15 protein-coding genes and 1 other annotated feature are annotated in these 17,325 nt (G+C 59.2%); of the genes, 4 read left to right on the forward strand and 11 right to left on the reverse strand.

Going from position 1 to position 17,325, the window contains the following annotated elements; translation table 11 throughout:
* Positions 1–29 precede the first annotated feature (29 nt).
* Positions 30–1,781 carry a bifunctional UDP-sugar hydrolase/5'-nucleotidase UshA gene (ushA, locus tag AC6I8P_RS13685; protein WP_278709017.1) on the reverse strand — a complete coding sequence of 584 codons (1,752 nt, stop codon included), beginning with the start codon at positions 1,779–1,781 and terminating at the stop codon, positions 30–32.
* Positions 1,782–1,944: 163 nt separating this feature from the next.
* Between ushA and AC6I8P_RS13690 the strand changes: the two genes are divergently transcribed.
* Positions 1,945–3,144 (forward strand): MFS transporter, encoded by a 1,200-nt coding sequence (locus AC6I8P_RS13690; RefSeq protein WP_058769404.1) that lies wholly within the window; start codon positions 1,945–1,947, stop codon positions 3,142–3,144.
* Between the two features lie 219 nt (positions 3,145–3,363).
* Positions 3,364–5,052, forward strand: a complete 1,689-nt coding sequence (gene ybaL / locus AC6I8P_RS13695) for a YbaL family putative K(+) efflux transporter (RefSeq protein WP_021508650.1) — start codon at positions 3,364–3,366, stop codon at positions 5,050–5,052.
* Between the two features lie 145 nt (positions 5,053–5,197).
* On the opposite strand, the gene AC6I8P_RS13700 is transcribed toward ybaL, so the two are convergent.
* From AC6I8P_RS13700 to AC6I8P_RS13715, 4 genes are all read right to left on the reverse strand, one after another.
* Positions 5,198–6,499, reverse strand: a complete 1,302-nt coding sequence (locus AC6I8P_RS13700) for an inosine/guanosine kinase (protein WP_021507224.1) — start codon at positions 6,497–6,499, stop codon at positions 5,198–5,200.
* A gap of 58 nt (positions 6,500–6,557) precedes the next feature.
* Positions 6,558–7,517, reverse strand: coding sequence for a ferrochelatase (hemH, locus tag AC6I8P_RS13705; RefSeq protein WP_498030672.1), 960 nt, complete (start codon positions 7,515–7,517; stop codon positions 6,558–6,560).
* Between the two features lie 115 nt (positions 7,518–7,632).
* Positions 7,633–8,277 carry an adenylate kinase gene (gene adk / locus AC6I8P_RS13710; protein ID WP_275025932.1) on the reverse strand — a complete coding sequence of 215 codons (645 nt, stop codon included), beginning with the start codon at positions 8,275–8,277 and terminating at the stop codon, positions 7,633–7,635.
* Positions 8,278–8,428: 151 nt separating this feature from the next.
* The gene (locus AC6I8P_RS13715; RefSeq protein ID WP_498031169.1) at positions 8,429–9,256 is read right to left on the reverse strand and encodes a DUF6024 family protein; all 828 of its coding nucleotides are present in this window, start codon (positions 9,254–9,256) and stop codon (positions 8,429–8,431) included.
* Positions 9,257–9,445: 189 nt separating this feature from the next.
* Between AC6I8P_RS13715 and AC6I8P_RS13720 the strand changes: the two genes are divergently transcribed.
* Positions 9,446–10,315: a LysR substrate-binding domain-containing protein gene (locus tag AC6I8P_RS13720; RefSeq protein WP_058769402.1), complete on the forward strand. Its 870-nt coding sequence runs from the start codon at positions 9,446–9,448 to the stop codon at positions 10,313–10,315.
* 129 nt (positions 10,316–10,444) lie between these two features.
* Here AC6I8P_RS13720 and htpG read toward each other — a convergent pair whose 3' ends face one another.
* The 6 genes from htpG to AC6I8P_RS13750 all read right to left on the reverse strand — a co-directional run bounded on the left by htpG (position 10,445) and on the right by AC6I8P_RS13750 (position 16,716).
* Positions 10,445–12,313 carry a molecular chaperone HtpG gene (gene htpG, locus AC6I8P_RS13725; RefSeq protein ID WP_185749251.1) on the reverse strand — a complete coding sequence of 623 codons (1,869 nt, stop codon included), beginning with the start codon at positions 12,311–12,313 and terminating at the stop codon, positions 10,445–10,447.
* Positions 12,314–12,419: 106 nt separating this feature from the next.
* Positions 12,420–13,025, reverse strand: a complete 606-nt coding sequence (gene recR, locus AC6I8P_RS13730; protein WP_031279660.1) for a recombination mediator RecR — start codon at positions 13,023–13,025, stop codon at positions 12,420–12,422.
* The gene (locus AC6I8P_RS13735) at positions 13,025–13,354 is read right to left on the reverse strand and encodes a YbaB/EbfC family nucleoid-associated protein (protein WP_010616869.1); all 330 of its coding nucleotides are present in this window, start codon (positions 13,352–13,354) and stop codon (positions 13,025–13,027) included. Before AC6I8P_RS13735 ends, recR begins: the two co-directional genes overlap by 1 nt.
* 49 nt (positions 13,355–13,403) lie before the next feature.
* Positions 13,404–15,383, reverse strand: a complete 1,980-nt coding sequence (gene dnaX, locus AC6I8P_RS13740) for a DNA polymerase III subunit gamma/tau (RefSeq protein WP_481657783.1) — start codon at positions 15,381–15,383, stop codon at positions 13,404–13,406.
* Positions 14,001–14,062, reverse strand: a sequence feature (DnaX frameshifting element). It overlaps the preceding gene by 62 nt.
* A gap of 247 nt (positions 15,384–15,630) precedes the next feature.
* Positions 15,631–16,182 carry an adenine phosphoribosyltransferase gene (gene apt, locus AC6I8P_RS13745; protein WP_088516251.1) on the reverse strand — a complete coding sequence of 184 codons (552 nt, stop codon included), beginning with the start codon at positions 16,180–16,182 and terminating at the stop codon, positions 15,631–15,633.
* A 150-nt stretch (positions 16,183–16,332) separates the two neighbouring features.
* Positions 16,333–16,716, reverse strand: a complete 384-nt coding sequence (locus AC6I8P_RS13750; protein ID WP_104092661.1) for a DUF454 family protein — start codon at positions 16,714–16,716, stop codon at positions 16,333–16,335.
* Positions 16,717–16,774: 58 nt separating this feature from the next.
* On the opposite strand from AC6I8P_RS13750, the gene priC reads away from it, so the two are divergent.
* On the forward strand, positions 16,775–17,284 hold the full coding sequence (gene priC / locus AC6I8P_RS13755; protein WP_058769399.1) for a primosomal replication protein PriC: 510 nt from the start codon (positions 16,775–16,777) through the stop codon (positions 17,282–17,284).
* Positions 17,285–17,325: the final 41 nt, after the last annotated feature.

A 17,325-nucleotide genomic window follows, 5' to 3' on the forward strand; every position in this document is an offset into this window, starting at 1 on the left:
CACGGGCGGCTGAAGTGCCGCCCGTTTTGTCACTCATGCGCCGCGCGTGGCCAGATCCACGCCAGGATCATCTGCGGATAGCTGCGCTTCTTTTGCTTCTCCAGCGCTTTGTCGCGCTCCTCAACCTGCTGCGGTGTCAGATGCACAATCTGCGGTGGCGCATAATCGGCGACGCGCAGCGGTGAGTGCTGACTGACATAGCTGCGCAGCACCTCCGCATCACGCAGGCCGCTGTTGCGGAAACCAGCATGGCCATCAATCACCGGGTAGCCGTCGCCGCCGCTGGCGTTAAAGCTGTTGGTGGCCATGCGATAGGTTTTATCCAGCTGCAGCGGCTCGCCATTGATTTTCACTGCGCTGACGCTTTTGCCATCGGCCACCAGGCTGATGTTGCTGAACTGCGCGAAACCGCCGGAATCGGCTTTGATATTCGCCACCGTCGCCAGGTAGTTCAGCAGCTCTTTGCCCGTCAGCGTCACGGACACCACCTGATTGCCAAACGGCTGGATCTGCAACAGATCGCGCCAGCTGATCTCGCCCTGCGCCAGCGAGGTGCGAATACCGCCGCCGCTGATAACGGCAAAGTCGGCCTGAGTGGCCGCCATCTGCGCGCGCAGGATCAGCTGAGCCAGTGGCATTTGTTCAAAGCGCACCTTGCTGCGGTCGCCATCAAACACGCTGTCGCTGCGACCCACGTTGACCGCCAGCTGTTTGCCGGCGCGCAGCTGATACGGCGTCAGCAGCTTCATCATTGCGCCGTTCTGCGCTATCGCTTCCTGATACGGCAGCCAGGTTTCGCTGCCATCAAGGTTCTTTACCTTGTGCTTAAGGTTGACCGGAATCAGCTGATAGTTATCCAGCGTCAGCTCACCGTTGCGGAAGGTGAAATCGCCGCGACCGACAAATTTCCCCCACTCTTTTGCCTGCACGATCCACACGCCGTTCTGGCGATCCGGCTGGCACGGCTGTCCGGGCTGATAATCCGCCACGCTGACGTTCTCTTTTGCCATGCACACTGCATCATGCGAATGCCCGCCGACGATCACGTTAACCGTGCCCGGCGGCAGGCGGCGCGCCAGTTCCACATCGCCCGGTGCGTTGCTGCCATGCTGCCCGTCGTCGTAGTGGCCCATGTGCGTCAGCGCGATAATCACATCCGGCTTGTCGCTGGCGCGCAGTTCCGCCACCGCTTTTTCCGTCTCTTTCACCGGATCGCGAATCTCTATCTGCGCCACGTTTTGCGGATTGGCGATGCGCAGCGTGTCAGTAGTGGTCAGGCCGATCACCGCAATTTTCAGCCCCATGCGATTAAAAATCGCCCACGGCTTAAACAGGCGCTTATCGCTGCCTTTGGCATAAATGTTGGCGGCAAGAAACGGAAACTTCGCCCATTTCTGCTGCTTTTGCAGCACGCTGAGCGGTTTGTCGAATTCGTGGTTACCGAGCGCCATCGCGTCATAGCCGATAAGGTTCATGCCGCGAATGTCCGGCTCGGCGTTCAGCACATCCGATTCCGGCACGCCGGTGTTGACGTCGCCCGCCGACAGAATTAGCGCGCCGCCGCCCTTCGCCTGCACATCATACCGCTGCTGATCCATTAGCGTTTTTTGCGCGGCCAGACCATATTCACCCTGCGCATTGGCCCAGAAGTGGCCGTGATGATCGTTGGTGTGCAAAATGCTGAAACGGTAGCTGCGGTCCGGCTGCCACGCCTGCGCCAGCAGCGGCAACAGCAGCATAATCAGCGCCAGCCAGCGCCCTCTGTGCGGTGATAACAACAAAGCCGATCTCCTTATTCTGCGTTTTTTACCGGGCGGTGCGCCGGATGTGCTTTTTCGCCCTTCTGTGTCGCACAGTTCGCCCTTTAACTCAAGGCCAAAGGCGAATACAGTCATGCATGACGTAACAATCTGATAACGAAATTCCCACCCCTTCAGGATCTTTATGGCAAGTGAACAGACGTTAACCCCGACGCGGCGCACCGGGCGTACAGCTTTTGGCATTCTTGGTGCCATCAGTCTCGCGCATCTGCTGAACGATATGCTGCAATCGCTGTTACTGGCGATCTATCCGCTGCTGCAGAAAGATTTCAGCCTCAGCTTTGTGCAAATTGGTTTGATTACGCTGACGTATCAGGTTACTGCCTCATTATTACAACCGCTGATTGGCTATTACACCGACAAATATCCGAAACCCTGGTCACTGCCGGTCGGGATGGGGTTTACCCTGTTCGGTCTGGTGCTGCTGACCTTTGCCAGCACTTATCCGCAGGTGCTGCTGGCCGCGGCGCTGGTTGGCTGCGGCTCATCGGTGTTCCATCCGGAATCGTCGCGCGTGGCGCGCATGGCCTCCGGCGGCCGCCATGGGCTGGCTCAGTCGCTGTTTCAGGTCGGTGGTAACTTTGGCAGCGCACTGGGGCCGCTGCTGGCCGCCATCATCGTCGCGCCCTATGGCAAAGGCCATCTCAGCTGGTTCATGCTGGCCGCGCTGCTCGGCATCATTGTGCTGCTGCAGGTGAGCCGCTGGTACAGCCACCAGCAGCGCGCCACCCAGGCCAGCGCTGCCAGCAGGCCGCGTAACCCCCTGCCGCGCAATAAAGTGGCGCTGGCCATCGGCATACTGCTGCTGCTGATTTTCTCCAAGTACTTTTACCTCACCAGCCTGAGCAGCTATTACACCTTCTATCTGATGCACAAATTCGGGCTGTCCGTGCAGGCCTCGCAGTTCCATCTGTTTGCCTTTCTCGGCGCGGTCGCCGCCGGCACCATTATCGGTGGGCCGATAGGCGATAAAATCGGGCGGAAATATGTCATCTGGGGATCGATTCTCGGCGTGGCGCCGTTTACCCTACTGTTACCGCACGCCAGCCTGATGTGGACCAGCGTGCTGAGCGTAATTATTGGTCTGATCCTGGCCTCGGCGTTTTCCGCCATTCTGGTCTATGCCCAGGAGCTGCTGCCCGGGCGTATCGGTATGGTTTCCGGGCTGTTTTTCGGTTTTGCTTTTGGCATGGGCGGCCTCGGCGCGGCGGTCCTGGGCGTAGTAGCCGACCACACCAGTATCGAATGGGTGTATCAAATCTGTGCCTGGCTGCCACTTATTGGCCTGTTGACCGCTTTCTTACCTGATCAGCAGCAGCGCTGAGCCCTTTCGGGGGGCAACTATTTTTCTCTGCCCCCCTCCATTCTGCATAAATCCTGCCGATATGCTGAGATAACTGAGGAAAATAGCGCTTCGGCTGCGTTTTTGTCTCATTTTTTCAATTTTTTCGTCTTTCACCGCTCAAATGTTTAAACGCGGCGAACGATTGTGCATTACACTAGGTTGTTACAAGCGGATACATTTGCACACAAGGAGACAGGCATGCATCACACTACCCCGTTGATCACCACCATTGTCGGAGGTCTGGTCCTCGCATTTCTCCTTGGTATGCTGGCGAATCGCCTGCGCATCTCGCCGCTGGTCGGCTATCTGCTGGCCGGCGTGCTGGCGGGTCCTTTTACCCCGGGCTTCGTCGCGGATACCAATCTGGCCCCCGAACTGGCTGAACTCGGCGTCATTCTGCTGATGTTCGGCGTCGGTCTGCACTTCTCGCTTAAGGATTTGATGTCGGTAAAGTCGATTGCCATTCCCGGTGCCATCGCGCAGATCGCGGTCGCCACGCTGCTGGGAATGGGTCTGTCATGGGCGATGGGCTGGTCATGGATGACCGGTCTGGTGTTTGGCCTGTGTCTCTCCACCGCCAGTACCGTGGTGCTGCTGCGCGCGCTGGAAGAGCGTCAACTGATTGATAGCCAGCGCGGGCAAATCGCCATCGGCTGGCTGATCGTCGAAGACCTGGTGATGGTGCTGACGCTGGTGCTGTTGCCAGCCATTGCCGGCATGCTGGAGCAGGGAAATGCCAGCCCGACGCTGCTGGCGTGGGACCTGTTACTGACCATCGGCAAAGTCGCTGCCTTTATGGTGCTGATGATGGTGGTCGGCCGCCGCGTGGTGCCGTGGATTCTGGCCAAAAGCGCCGCCACCGGTTCACGCGAGCTGTTTACGCTGTCGGTACTGGCGCTGGCGCTGGGTATCGCGTTTGGTGCGGTGGAATTCTTTGACGTCTCCTTTGCCCTCGGCGCCTTTTTTGCCGGCATGGTGCTGAATGAATCAGAGCTCAGCCACCGGGCAGCACACGACACGCTGCCGCTGCGCGATGCGTTTGCCGTGCTGTTTTTTGTCTCGGTCGGCATGCTGTTCGACCCGATGATCCTGCTGGAGCAGCCGCTGGCGGTGCTGGGTGCGCTGGCCATTATCGTGCTGGGTAAATCGATTGCCGCCTGGCTGCTGGTCACGCTGCTCGGCCACTCGCGGCGCACCGCGCTGACCATCTCCGTCAGCCTGGCGCAGATTGGCGAATTCGCTTTTATCCTCGCCGGACTGGGGATTTCGCTCGGCATGCTGAGCGACGAAGGCCGCAACCTGGTGCTGGCGGCGGCGATCCTCTCCATCATGCTTAACCCGATTCTGTTTACCGTGCTGGAGCGTTATCTCGACAAAACCGAGACCATGGAAGAGCAGACGCTGGAAGAGGCAATTGAAGAAGAGAAGCAGATTCCGGTGGATATCTGCAATCATGCGGTAATTGTGGGTTATGGCCGCGTCGGCAGCCTGCTGGGACAGCAGTTGATGGAAGCTGATGTGCCGCTGGTGGTGGTGGAGAATTCGCGCCCGCGCGTCGAAGCGCTGCGCGAACAGGGCATCAAAGCCGTGCTGGGCAACGCGGCGCGAGTCGATACCATGGATTTAGCGCGTCTTGACTGCGCGCGCTGGCTGCTGCTGACCATCCCCAACGGCTATGAAGCCGGGGAAATTGTTACCGCCGCGCGCGAAAAGCGGGCAGATATTGAGATTATCGCCCGGGCGCATTACGACGACGAAGTGGCCTATATCATGGAGCGTGGCGCCAATCGCGTGGTAATGGGCGAGCGGGAGATTGCCAACAGTATGCTGCATGTATTGCAGGAAGAGATCGCGCAAAACCCGATTGTGCGCGAGTGCCCGATTTAAGACGTTATTAATTTGCCAGGTCGCCATGAATGGCGCCCCTACCATAAGGTGCGCCGCCATGGAGACCCATGTAGGGTGCGCATTCATGCGCACCGTTTCGCAAAGCGCAGATATCCATGACGGATAGCTGGTCAACCCGCCGTTATTACCTGTCCCAGTAAGACTCTTCTAAACTGTCTTCCCGCTCCGGCAGCCCGCGCGTCAGACGCGGTGAGTGCTGGTTCAGCACCTGATAACTGACGCGGTTGGCATATTTGCACACCTGCGCCAGCGACGAGTAGGTCAGGTATTCGCGAGCGTGTTTGCTGGAATTTGGCACTTTCTGACGGTGGAAATTGTTGGCGGTAATATCGTGCAGCAGCGCCGCCAGGGCGCCATCACCGGCACCATTGGTGTTCATGATCTTCTCCGGACCGCCCATGTAAGGCGCAATGTGCGAGAAGATACGCAGCGGCTGCTGACAATCCTGATGACGCATGGCGCGGCTGAACTCAAACTGGTTGAACTCGGCAATCGCCCCCGGCAACAGCGGATGATTGGTTTTGCGCTTAAACGCCTCTTCGGTGAACCCGGCCATATACAGCCCGGTCGGTCCGGCGGTGCACAGCACCAGATCGACCCAGTCGAGCGCCATGTTGGAGGCCAGCAGCGGATCCGCTTCGCCGGTCAGCGCGAACGCTTCCTCTTCATTCATCGCCACAATTGAGACGTGTTCGCGCAGGAAATCGCGCCAGAACTGCGGGTTATCCTGAATCACATATTTGGTACCCAGCGTCAGCACCACCGGTACATTGTGCTTTTTGGCGAACTCAATGGCCCGCAGCGTCGCTTCCGGCATCGGTTCGCCCGGCTGACAGCGCACCAGGTAGGATGTCAGCACCAGCGCCGACGCACCGGCAATCACCTCTTCCGGAATACTGGCGGCCTGCAGCTGGTTCATCAGGCCAGGGCTGATAGCAAAAGTGCGCTCGCCCTGCTCGCCGATCAGGGTAAAGCAGCGGCCAATGGCGCCATCGACGCCCTGCAGGAAGTTAAGGTCCATGCGGCTGGATGTATTGCACAGGTAGCGATAGGCGTAACCGCCAATCTGGATGTTGTTACACATCACGCCGAGCAGCACCGAACGGTCATCGGCCAGCACCGAGTAGTTGTGCAGCGTATTACCGATGGTGCCGCCGGCAAACTGGTGGCTGATCAGCTGCTCGCGCATCAGCTCGTTGTACAGCGCTTCGGCGGTCGCATCGTCGATCACCAGCGAATGACCGGCGCTCAGGCCATAGCGCTGCAGGAAGTCGTCATCGACTTTGGCTTCAATATCCACCAGCGTCTGGTCGATACCCACCACCCAGCTGCCCTCTTCCTGCTCCTGCTGGGAAGCCTGCAGCAGCGGATCGCGCGCGTTGACGGGAAAATAGTGTTTGGATTTGCGTTTGCCGGGAAATTTCATGAAAGCTGCCGTCAGGGAAAATCAGGCAGAGAATGATATCACATTCTCTGCCGCACCCTTAGCGGCGCGCTTGTATCAGCTGCACCATCATCTCGATGTGCTCATCATCCGCATTAAGCGCCGGAATGTATTCAAATTTCTCGCCGCCAGCGTGCAGGAAGATTTCGCAGTTTTCGCCGCTGATCTCCTCCAGCGTCTCAAGGCAGTCCGCCGCAAAGCCCGGACTCATCACCTGCACATGTTTGATCCCTTTGGCCGGCAGGCTTTTCATGGTCTCATCCGTGTACGGCATCAGCCATGGCTCGCGGCCAAAGCGCGACTGGAAGGTCATCATGATTTTATGCGGCGCAATGCCGAGCGCGGCGGCCAGGGCGTCGGTGGTGTCTTTGCAGCGCAGCGGATAATCGTCGCCTTCATTGGCGAAGCGCTGCGGAATGCCGTGGTAAGAGAGCACCAGCAGATCCGGCTCGCCGTGTTGGGCAAACGAGCGCTCCACCGAGGCCTTCAGCGCGGCGATATAGGCCGGATGTTCGGCGTAATCGCGAATAAACGCTACTTCCGGCAGGGAACGCAGCGGTTTAAAGCTGGCCGCCAGGCCATCCCACACTGCCGCCACCGTGGAGCAGGAGAACTGCGGATAGAGCGGCAGCACGATGAATTTGGTGACACCCTGCGCCAGCAGACGCTCAACCGCACCGTTGAGGCTCGGCTGGCCGTAACTCATGCCCAGCTCTACCGGCATATCGAGCCGCTGCGCCAGCGCGGCACGCTGCCGTTTGCTGAACACCATCAGCGGGGAACCTTCGTCCATCCACACCGATGCGTACAGCTTCGAGACGCGCGGCGAGCGGAACGGCAGAATGATGAAATTGAGAATCGGCCACCACAGCCAGCGCGGCGTATCCACCACGCGCGGATCGCCGAGGAACTGTTTCAGATAGCGTTTCACCGCCGCGGTGGTCGGTGCGTCTGGTGTACCTAAGTTAACCAGTAAAACCCCAGGCTTATCTTGCCTCATTGTATTTCCTTGATGTCGCAGACAATGGTTCTGAATCGGGGGAAATTGTAGCGGAAAAAGCGGAGGGGGAAAGCAATTGCTGCAAAAGGGCCGGACAACCGGCCCTGGTCACCACTTAGCCAAGGATATTGGCCAGCTGTGCACTCACTTCGGTCACCTGACGGGTGCCGTCGATTTTGTGGTATTCGGTGTTACCGGCTTCGGCTTCTTTGCTGTAGTAAGCAATCAGCGGCGCGGTCAGCTGATGGTATTCCACCAGACGCTTACGCACAGTCTCTTCCTGGTCGTCTTTACGCGTAGTCAGCTCTTCGCCGGTCACGTCATCTTTACCTTCCACTTTTGGCGGATTGTATTTGATGTGGTAAACGCGGCCTGACGGCGCATGCACGCGGCGGCCGACAATGCGATCGACAATCAGCTCGTCCGGTACGGCGAACTCGAGCACGTAATCCACCTTGATGCCCGCCTCTTTCATGGCGTCAGCCTGCGGAATGGTGCGTGGGAAACCATCGAGCAGGAAGCCGTTTTTGCAGTCTTCCTGCGCGATACGCTCTTTAACCAGCGCAATCACCAGTTCGTCCGTTACCAGTTTACCGGCATCCATGATGGCTTTCGCCTGCTGGCCCAATTCGGTGCCGGCTTTGACAGCCGCACGCAACATGTCGCCCGTGGAGATCTGCGGAATACCGTATTTCTCCATGATGAATTGAGCCTGAGTGCCCTTACCTGCGCCCGGTGCCCCGAGCAGAATAATACGCATTGCGTAATTCCCCTTGCGAATCGCATTGATCAATCTGAGAAGGCCAAGAACATACCATTATGACCCGCACACCACAAGGCAACGGGCCCCCGGGCGCTGAAAGGCCTACTTTGACCTGCTTTAGCGCTGTGCGCCAGTAGCACGCACGTTTTTAAGAATTTCGGCTGTCTCTGAGCACCTCGCGCAGCCGTTTTTTTAGCGCAGCGGTGACATTCTGCGGCTTATTGCCGTTGCCGCGTACGCTGACCGGCAAAAACAGGCGATGCGGCGCGGGCAGCAGCTGCATATCCGCGGGCAACGCGGGCAGCGCACTGCCGGGCGGCAAGGGCAGCAGCGCAAACGGCAGGCCGGGCTGGTGAATCGATTGCAGCGTGAATGGCGTATCCAGCGTCAGGCAATCGACACTGGCAACGTTGAAGGGCTGCCAGTCGTCCTGCGCCATGCTCTCCAGCGCGCGTTCCGGCGCGTCACCCAGCGCCAGTCCCTGTTCGAACAGCCGCAGTTCGCTGCGCACCAGCGTACTAAAATCATGAGTACGCAGCGCAATCAGCACCAGATCGTCGCTCAGCATCGCATGCTGATTCAGCTGGGTGACAAACAGTCGTGCCTCGCTGATGAGTCGTTTATGCAATACGCTGGCGAAGGAGCCGGACGCGTGCGTCACGCCCTGGCTCTGGCAGGCGTTCAGATTGCGCACCCGGCCCTGCTGCATATCGACGTGATCGACCAGCGCGATATTGCCCGCCATCATCGGCAGGGCCGGCAGCACGCTGAGTTCGCTGACCGGATATTGCGCGGCGTAGCGCGTCTGATTGCGCGCCTGCTCCTGGCGCAGAAACAGTTGCGAGAGCAGCACGCGCGCGATGTGCAGTGAAGGGGCAAAAAACAGATCGTAATTTTCCAGCCGATAGTGACGGGACAGCAAGCCGCGCAGCCGATCGCGCGCCGCCGCCCTGGCAGTAGCCTGTTGTGAAGTCATCACGTGACATTTCTCTTGGTTATTCTGCTGTGTGAAGCTGGCGCTGGCAGCGGACATCGCCGCTGGTGTACACAGCGAAGCCGGTCCGTCAACCCGCCAGATTAAGCAGGAAAGGTTAGGTTAATGCGGCTGGACATTAAAATGATATAAACTGACAATCCCTGTTAGGTTTTTACACAGGGGATGAGTATGACCGCGCTTCCGTCGTTACGTGCACTGCACTATTTTCATCAGGCGGCGCTGCATTGCAGCTTTAGCGTCGCGGCCGAATGTCTCCATGTCACCCACAGCGCCATCAGCCATCAGATTCGCCAGCTGGAGAGCTGGATGGGCAAACCTCTGTTCATCCGCACTAACGGGCGCGTGCGCTTAACCTCTCACGGCGAACGTCTGCTGGTGAGCTGCCAGAAAGCCTTTAGCGAACTCTCTACCACCTGCGTAAGTATTCGCACCGGGATGCGCAATCATCTGAGCGTCGCCTGTACCCCAAGTTTTTTATCCCAGTGGCTGATTCCGCGCATCAGCAGCTTTTACCAGCGCTATCCCGATATTGAAGTGCAATTTCAGCCGCAGGGCGAGATTGCTCAGCTGCGCAGCGAACACACCGATGTGCTGATCCTCAGTTATGAACAGGCGCCGGACGACGACATAGATGCCTCGCTCATCAGCGATGATTACGTTGGCCCGCTGTGCGCCCCACAGTACGCGGCGCGTTTTCACAGCGAGCAGGATCTGGCGTCGCTGCCGCTTTTGCACGCCGATACCCGCCTGCAGGCCTGGGCCGAATGGGCGAAGATCAGCGGCGTGCGCGGTAATTTTTGGCTGGGCAAACATTTCGATAATCTGACGCTGGCGATTCAGGCCGCGAGAAACGGGCTGGGCGTGATTGTGGCGCCGCGCCTGCTGGTGCGTCAGGAGCTGAACGACGGCACGCTGATTGCGCCGCTGGGGTTTGTGCGCGCCGACCGTGCCACCTGGATGATGACCAAGCGGTCACGCCAGCACGATGCGGAGATTACGTTGTTCCGGGATTGGCTGCGGGATGAAGCGCTGAAGTAAGCAAGGGCGGCATAAATAAAAAAGGTCGTCATTAATGACGACCCTACAGAGAGTGGACAGTTGTCGAATCGGTGACAGGTAACCTGTAGGGTCGGCATTTATGCCGACCGTTTCGATTACCGCACCGCGTTACGCCGTCAGCAACTGATTCATGCGGCGGATAAACTGGTTAGGATCGTCCAGCGTGCCGCGCTCAGCCAGCAGCGCCTGATCCAGCAACAGTTCAACCCACTCCGCAAAGCGCGCTTCATCCTGCGTATCAGCCACGCGTTTCACCAGCGTATGCTCCGGGTTGATCTCAAAGATGTACTTCACTTCCGGCACATCCTGACCGGCTGCAGCGAACAGCTTCGCCATCTGCGTGGTCATTTCGTTGGCGTCGGTGGTGACAATCGCCGGCGTGTCGGTGAGGCGATGGGTCAGGCGCACCTCTTTGACGCGCTCGCCCAGCAGGGTTTTCACGCGATCAACAAACGGCTCCAGCGCTTTTTCCGCTTCCTTCTGCGCTTCCGTCTCTTCGTCCGCCAGCTTGCTCAGCGACTCATCCGCTTTGCTCACCGACTGGAACGCTTTGCCATCGAACTCAGTGAGGTAGCTCATCATCCACTCGTCGATACGATCGGACAGCAGCAGGACCTCGATGCCTTTCTTACGGAACAGCTCCAGATGCGGGCTGCTTTTCGCGGCGGCATAGCTGTCGGCAGTGATGTAGTAAATCTTCTCCTGCCCTTCAACCATGCGGCTGACGTAATCTTCCAGCGAAACGGTCTGCGCCGCGCCTTCGCTCTGGGTGGTGGCGAAACGCAGCAGTTTAGCAATCGCCTCCTGGTTGGCATGATCTTCCGCCGGGCCCTCTTTCAGCACCAGACCGAACTCTTTCCAGAACTGCTGATATTTCTCTGCGTCGTCTTTAGCCAGTTTTTCCAGCATCTGCAGGCTGCGTTTGGTCAGCGCGGCGCGCAGGCTCTGCGTGACGCGGCTGTCCTGCAGGATCTCACGGGAAACGTTGAGCGGCAGATCGCTGGAATCTATCAGGCCACGTACAAAGCGCAGGTAGTTCGGCATGAACTGTTCCGCGTCATCCATGATAAAGACACGCTGCACGTACAGCTTCAGACCGTGCTTGCTGTCGCGGTTCCACATGTCAAATGGGGCACGCGATGGGATGTACAGCAGGCTGGTGTACTCCTGCTTACCTTCGACGCGGTTGTGGCTCCAGATGGCCGGATCGCTGAAATCATGGGCGATGTGTTTGTAGAACTCGTTGTACTCTTCGTCGCTGATTTCGCCTTTGTTGCGCGTCCACAGCGCCTGGGCTTTGTTGATCTTCTCCCAGGTGACGGTATCGTTCTCTTCGTCTTTGGTCTCGATCTCCACCGGCAACGCGATGTGATCGGAATATTTGCTGATCACGTTGCGCACGCGCCACGCGTCGAGGAAGTCATCTTCGCCTTCACGGAAGTGCAGCGTAATTTCGGTACCGCGATCGGCTTTCTCAATCTCCGCCAGCGTATACTCGCCTTCGCCGGCGGATTCCCAGAACACGCCTTCGTCGGCTTTGGCGCCCGCGGCACGGGTGCGTACCGTCACTTTGTCAGCCACGATAAACGCCGAGTAGAAACCGACACCGAACTGGCCGATCAGCTGGCTGTCTTTTGCCTGATCGGAACCCATCGATTCCAGAAACGCTTTGGTACCGGATTTCGCAATGGTACCGAGGTTTTCAATCACCTCATCACGGCGCATACCGATGCCGTTATCGCTCAGCGTCAGCGTGCGTTTTTCCTTGTCGACCGAGATACGCACGCGCAGGTCGCCATCGCCTTCGTACAGATCCGGCGTCGACAGTGCGCGGAAGCGCAGCTTGTCAGCCGCATCGGAGGCGTTGGAGATCAGTTCACGCAGGAAAATCTCTTTGTTTGAATAGAGGGAATGGATCATCAGGTGCAGAAGTTGTTTTACCTCTGACTGGAAGCCACGCGTCTCTTGTCCTTTCATGGTCATTGCTACCTCAACAGAATCGGGGTTGATCAATTGTTGAGAGTGAAATGGGGATGGTGGGAAGAATTTCAAGCCGGTATCGCAGCAGGATACCGGCAAGTGGTCAGAATTTAATCTTGTGCCGTCCGGCAAGCGAGTGCGACAGCGTTGTGCCGTCGACCATTTCCAGTTCACCGCCGACCGGAACCCCGTGCGCGATGCGGCTGGCGTCAACGCCATACTGGCCGCACAGCTCGGCGATATAGTTAGCCGTGGCTTCGCCTTCCACCGTGGGGTTGGTGGCGAGGATCACCTCCTGCAGCGTCTCACGTTCAAGGCGCTGCTCCAGCCGATCCAGGCCAATGTCCTGCGGGCCGATGCCGTCCAGCGGCGACAGATGGCCCATCAGCACAAAGTAGCGACCGCCAAACTGGCCGGTCTGCTCGATGGCGTGGATATCCGCCGGGCTCTCCACCACGCAAATCTGGCCGTTTTGCTGACGGCGGGGATTGGCGCAGATGGTGCAGATCTCCTGCTCGGTGAAGGTGCGGCAGTCGGAACAGTGGCCGATTTCTGCCATGGCGCGGGTCAGCGCCTGCGCCAGACGCATGCCACCGCTGCGATCGCGCTGCAACAGATGAAACGCCATGCGCTGCGCCGATTTCGGGCCAACGCCCGGTAAACAGCGCAGCGACTCCATCAAAGCTTCAAGCAGTGGACTGGTTTGCATCAGAACGGCATCTTGAAGCCAGGCGGCAGCTGCATACCGGCAGAGACGGACGCCATCTTCTCTTTCTGCGTTTCATCAATACGGCGCGCCGCATCGTTGAACGCCGCAGCGATCAGATCTTCCAGCATCTCTTTGTCATCTTCCAGCAGGCTGGGATCGACTTCCACGCGGCGGCAGTTGTGCGCACCGTTGATGGTCACTTTGACCAGGCCAGCCCCTGATTCGCCGGTGACTTCCAGTGCGGCGATCTCTTCCTGAACTTTGGCCATTTTATCCTGCATCTGCTGGGCCTGTTTCATCAGGTTGCCCAATCCGCCTTTACCAAACATAGTTTTCTCTCTCTGCTGGGGCTGCGCGCAACGCTGCGCGACAGCGTGATCATACGGGTCGGATACTCTCTTCATCCAGGTCCGCATCAAAGAAGCGACGCAGCGTCTGAATGTGGGTATCGCTTTCGATCGACTGACGCGCCTGCGCCAGTTTCTCTTCATAAATGGCCTGACGCCACTCCAGCGGCGTCAATACCGCCGGATTATCGTCTTCCACGATGGTCAGTTCAACCGGCTGGCCGGCCGCCTGGCTCAGCGCGTCCTGAATAGCCTGGCGCGCCGGGGCAGAGTTGAGATGACGCTGGCTGCTGCGCAAATGCAGCGTCACGCCCTGCTCATTCACCTCTTTCCACGCGTTCAGCGCGACCTGCTGGACCAGCTTCGGCAGCGTCAGCGTGGCGATCTCCGCCGCCCAGGCGTCGCGCTGCAGCGCCTCTTCCGCCAGTTTGAGCGCCAGCTCTGGCGTTTTCTCATGCTCCAGCGCAGAACGCAAGGCTTTTGGCGTCGCCACCGGCTCCGGCTTGATCTCCTCCTGCTGCTGGGCTTTCCAGCGATACGCTTCCGGTTTCGCCGGCGCTTTTACCGCCGGTTCAGACGCGCGCTGTTGCACGCGCTCGGTGACGCTTGCCAGACGTTCCAGCGCCGGGTTTGCCGGCCGCGCGGAACGCGCTGCCGGCTCACTCTTTTTTGCTTTGCCGGCTCCCTGACGCAGCAATTGCGTCCGCGCCTGTAACAGCTGACTGGTGGCGTCGGGCAAGTTATCCGGGGCCGGTGCCATATCGGGATAATCATCGGCCGGCGGTGGCGATTCATCCATCGGCGGTGCCATCTGCGGCTGCGCGGCCACAGCGGGTGCGGCTTTGGTCTGAGGCGCTGGCGCGGCAACGGCCGGCGCGGCCTGCGGCGTCAGTGACGGGCGCGCCACCGGTTCAGCGATGGTGGCCTGCGGATGGAACGCCAGCGCACGCAGCAGCGTCATTTCCACGCCCAGCCGGCGATCCGGCGCCAGCGGCAAATCTTTGCGCCCCATCAGCAGCGTCTGATAATAGAGCTGAACGTCAGCAGGCGGCAGCACGCGCGCCAGTTCGCGCAGGCGCTGCGCCTGGCTGGCATCATCTTCGCCAAGCGAGCTGGGCAGCAGCTGGACCATCGCGATACGGTGCAGCAGACGCAGCATCTCGACCAGCAGCGCCTCCCACTCCACGCCGCGCGATGCGGCCTGATTCAGCAGCGCCATCACCTGTTCGCCGTTGCCTTCCACCAGCGCTTCAATCAGCGCCAGCGGCTGTTCATCATCCAGCGTGCCCAGCATTTGCGCCACGCTGTCGCGCGTGACGCTGCCCTGCCCCATGGCAATCGCCTGATCGGTGAGGCTGAGCGCATCGCGCATACTGCCGTCGGCGGCGCGCGCCAGCAGATGCAGCGCGCGCGGCTCGGCGTCAATCTGCTCCTGCTGCAGCACGTGCGCCAGCTGCTGGTGAATCTGTTCAACGTCGAGGGCTTTCAGGTGGAACTGCAGGCAGCGCGACAAAATGGTTACCGGCAGCTTCTGCGGATCGGTGGTCGCCAGCAGGAATTTCACGTGTGACGGCGGCTCTTCCAGCGTTTTCAGCAGCGCGTTAAAGCTGTGGCGCGACAGCATGTGCACTTCATCGATCAGATAGACCTTAAAGCGCCCGCGCGCAGGTGCATACTGCACGTTATCCAGCAGGTCGCGCGTGTCTTCCACTTTGGTGCGCGAGGCGGCATCGATTTCAATCAGATCGACAAAGCGCCCCTGTTCAATCTCGCGACAGTTATCGCACTGTCCACAGGGCGTGGCCGTGATACCGGTTTCGCAGTTGAGGCCTTTGGCCAGCAGACGCGCAATCGAGGTTTTCCCCACGCCGCGCGTGCCGGAAAACAGATAGGCATGATGGATGCGTCCCAGTGACAATCCGTTAGCCAGCGCCGTCAGCACATGTTCCTGACCGACTACGTCGGCGAAAGCCTGGGGACGCCATTTTCGCGCAAGTACCTGATAGCTCATGTGGATTCAATCACTGGAGTTGTTTAACCTGGCACAGCAGCACGCTCAGTTGCGCCGATTCTGCCGTGGGACTTAGGGGAAAAATGCGGTGACGCAAACCCTGTTTATTTTGACAGGAGTGTAACAGCCACAGCCGGATATGCCTATACCCGTGATACGTTGCGCGCTGCGCTTCAGGGCGGAATACGCCTGTCAGGGAGTGCGAAGAGAGGCGCCGCCGGGCATGAAGGCGGGCGGCGCGATGGCCTTAGTGGCCGGGGAAGTTGACCAGGCTGTAGCAGTCGATACCCAGCGCGTTCAGGCGCGCTTCGCCGCTTAAATCAAACAGGTTGATCACGAACGCGGCATCTTTAACTGCACCGCCCGCACGACGAATCAGTTTCACCGTGGCTTCAAGGGTGCCGCCGGTAGCCAGCAGATCGTCCACCACCAGCACCACATCGCCGGGTTTGATGGCGTCTTTGTGCAGTTCCAGCGCGTCTGAACCGTACTCCAGTTCATAGCTTTCGCTGAAAGTTTCACGCGGCAGTTTGCCCGGCTTGCGCACCGGCACAAATCCCACGCCCAGACCCAGCGCAACCGGCGCCCCGAACAGGAAGCCACGCGCTTCGGTACCCACCACTTTGGTGATGCCTTTGTTACGATAACGCTCCACCAGAATGGCGATCGCTGCGGCATACGCCTGCGGATCTTCCATCAGACTGGTGACGTCACGGAACAGGATGCCCGGCTTCGGATAGTCAGGAATGCTTTTGATGCTGTTTTTGATCAGTTCAAGCTGCTGCGCAGTTGCGGTCATAAAGGTTACGCCTGGAAAAATATCTAAAACGCGCAGCTTCCACAGCGCCAATACCCGGAAACCGGGTTAAGCGAAGTAGTTTCTCAAAGGGAAGCCACGCACGAAGATGCCCAAATCTAAGCAAACAGCCGGCTAAATGCAACCCTGATGCTACGGTTCGTGCGGGTTCGCACTTTCTGCTACAACCGGGATGCGCCACAGCATGAGCAGCAGCAACGCCAGCATCGCGCCGAGCAGGATGCGCAGCCACAGCAGCTTCACCAGCCAGATTGAAACCGCAAAGGTGATGACAATCAGCAACATGGCACGGCTTTTGGCACCGGGCGGCATGGCGCGATGCTGCTGCCAGTGGCGCAGATAGCGGCCAAACGGCGAGCGCCACAGCAGCCAGTGGTGAAAGCGTGGCGACGAGCGGGCAAAACACCAGGCGGCCAGCAACACGAATGGCGTGGTTGGTAGTAAAGGTAATACAATGCCCAGCGTGCCCAGCACAATCGCCAGCCAGCCAAGGCTTAACAGTAAAATGCGCTGCATGCCAGATGCCTGAAAAATGTCACAACAGCGCTACGTTAACACAGACGGAATCGAAGTGATGCCTCAACTGCCCGCCCAACAGCGTCTGCACGCAATGATTGACACGCTGCGCCAGCAGATTGCGCAGCAGCCGGACGGTAGCTGCCGTCAGCCGCGCTTTGACGCGCAGCTGTTTCGCTGTAAAGGCACGCGGCTGGCTGACTATCTGCAAGAGCTGCAGCACAATGCGGCGCAGCTCGCGGCGTCCAACAGTGATGCGTCGCGCCGCCAGTGGCTGGCGCAGAAGGTGCTGGACCAGATTGCCGCGCTGCAGCGCGAGTGCAGTAGCCAGCAACTGCGCGTGGTGCGTGAACGGCCGCGGCGCGATCCGCTGCAGCCGAAGCGTGATGAGTACCGCGGCTATGAAACGCGACTGCTGGCCATGCTGCAGCAGCGCGAACAGCACCTGGCACGCGCTGAAACGCTGAGCGTGCAGCAGCAGCTGATGCGCGAGGTGGAGATTCTGCAGGAGCGGCTGGCGCGCTGCCGCGCCGCGCTGCATAAACTGGAGATCGCGGCGCAGCCGTAAGCCGTTCGCTTTCCTCTATACTGGAAACAGCGCTGACGGGA

The sequence above is a fragment of the gamma proteobacterium symbiont of Lampromicra miyakona genome (assembly GCF_059730895.1).